Origin of the sequence: Paraburkholderia sp. SARCC-3016, assembly GCF_031119615.1 — a bacterium.
Classification (GTDB): Bacteria; Pseudomonadota; Gammaproteobacteria; order Burkholderiales; family Burkholderiaceae; genus Paraburkholderia.
In genome coordinates this window covers 1-1,338 of the sequence record NZ_JAVHZD010000090.1, presented here as the reverse complement: position 1 = coordinate 1,338, position 1,338 = coordinate 1, and the positions used below count along the sequence as shown (strand labels likewise).

1 protein-coding gene is annotated in these 1,338 nt (G+C 59.2%); it reads left to right on the top strand.

Translation table 11 applies throughout. The features are described from left to right. Positions 1–96: 96 nt before the first annotated feature. Positions 97–1,307 (top strand): IS3 family transposase gene (locus QYH69_RS35805; protein WP_308836331.1). Its coding sequence is split into 2 segments (ribosomal slippage): positions 97–412 and positions 412–1,307, totalling 1,212 coding nucleotides; the frame shifts between segments, so codons are not numbered across the junction. The last annotated feature ends 31 nt before the right edge of the window (positions 1,308–1,338 follow it).

Sequence of the window (1,338 nt, the reverse complement as noted above, 5' to 3'; positions counted from 1 at the left end):
ATTGGAGCAGCCCCCTGAATTGCCGGACACGGTCTCTACCTTAAAATAACGGGTAGTCATACGACTGTGTTTAGACCTAACAGCAAACAGGAAGTAATGGAAGTGTTGACTGGGCCGGAGCGCCGGCGGCGGTGGTCTGCGGAAGAGAAAGCGGCGATGGTCCGGGAGAGTCTGGAGCCGGGTAAGACCGTATCGATGGTGGCTCGCCAGCACGGCGTCAATCCAAATCAGTTGTTCCATTGGAAGAAGCTGTATCAGGACGGCAGCCTGTCTGCGGTGTCCGCTGGCGAAGAGGTCGTGCCTGCTTCAGAGTTGGCGGACGCGCTCAGGCAGATTCGCGAATTGCAACGACTGCTCGGCAAGAAGACCGTAGAAGTCGAAATTCTGAAAGAAGCAGTGGAGTACGGTCGAGCAAAAAAATGGATAGCGCGCTCGCCATCATTGCCGGGGGACGACCAGTGAAGCAGGTCTGTGATGTTCTCGGCGTTGCGCGCTCGAACGTGTCGGTCAGGCGTGCACGCCCTGCCGGCTGGCAAGACAGACGCAGCGCCGTGCAGACGGACGATGCAGAACTGGTGGCGGAAATCCGTGAGGCCGTCATCGATTTGCCGAGCTACGGCTATCGACGGGTCTGGGGCGTGATTCGCAGCAATCGGGAGAGGCATGGTGCTGGGCCAGTGAACGTCAAGCGCATTTATCGCGTCATGCGCGTTCACGGCCTGCTGCTGCAGCGCCGGCCGAAGCGTCCCACCATCACACGGCGACACGACGGACGCGTTGCAGTGGCCAGAAGCAATCAACGCTGGTGCTCCGATGGTTTCGAATTCCGGTGTGAGAATGGCGAGCCATTGCGCGTTACCTTTGCGCTGGATTGCTGCGACCGGGAGGCGATGAGCTGGGTTGCGACGACAGGCGGCTACACCGGCAACGATGTTCGTGACGTGATGCTTGCAGCCGTCGAGCATCGGTTTGGCAATGTCGATGCCGTACCGTCTCCGATTGAATGGCTAAGCGATAACGGCTCGGGATATATTGCGCACGAGACACGTGCGTTTGCGAGCGGCATCGGACTCACGCCGCTCACGACACCGGTGTGCAGTCCGCAAAGCAACGGTATGGCCGAGAGCTTCGTGAAGACCATGAAGCGCGACTACGTCGCCTTCATGCCCAAACCGGACGCCGCAACGGCAGTACGCAATCTGGCAGCGGCGTTCGAGCATTACAACGAAAGGCATCCGCACAGCGCCTTGAAATACCGTTCACCTCGCGAGTTCAGGCGCAGGACGGATTCATCAACTCAAGTGTGAGACGGTGTCCGGAAGTACGGGGGCAAATCCA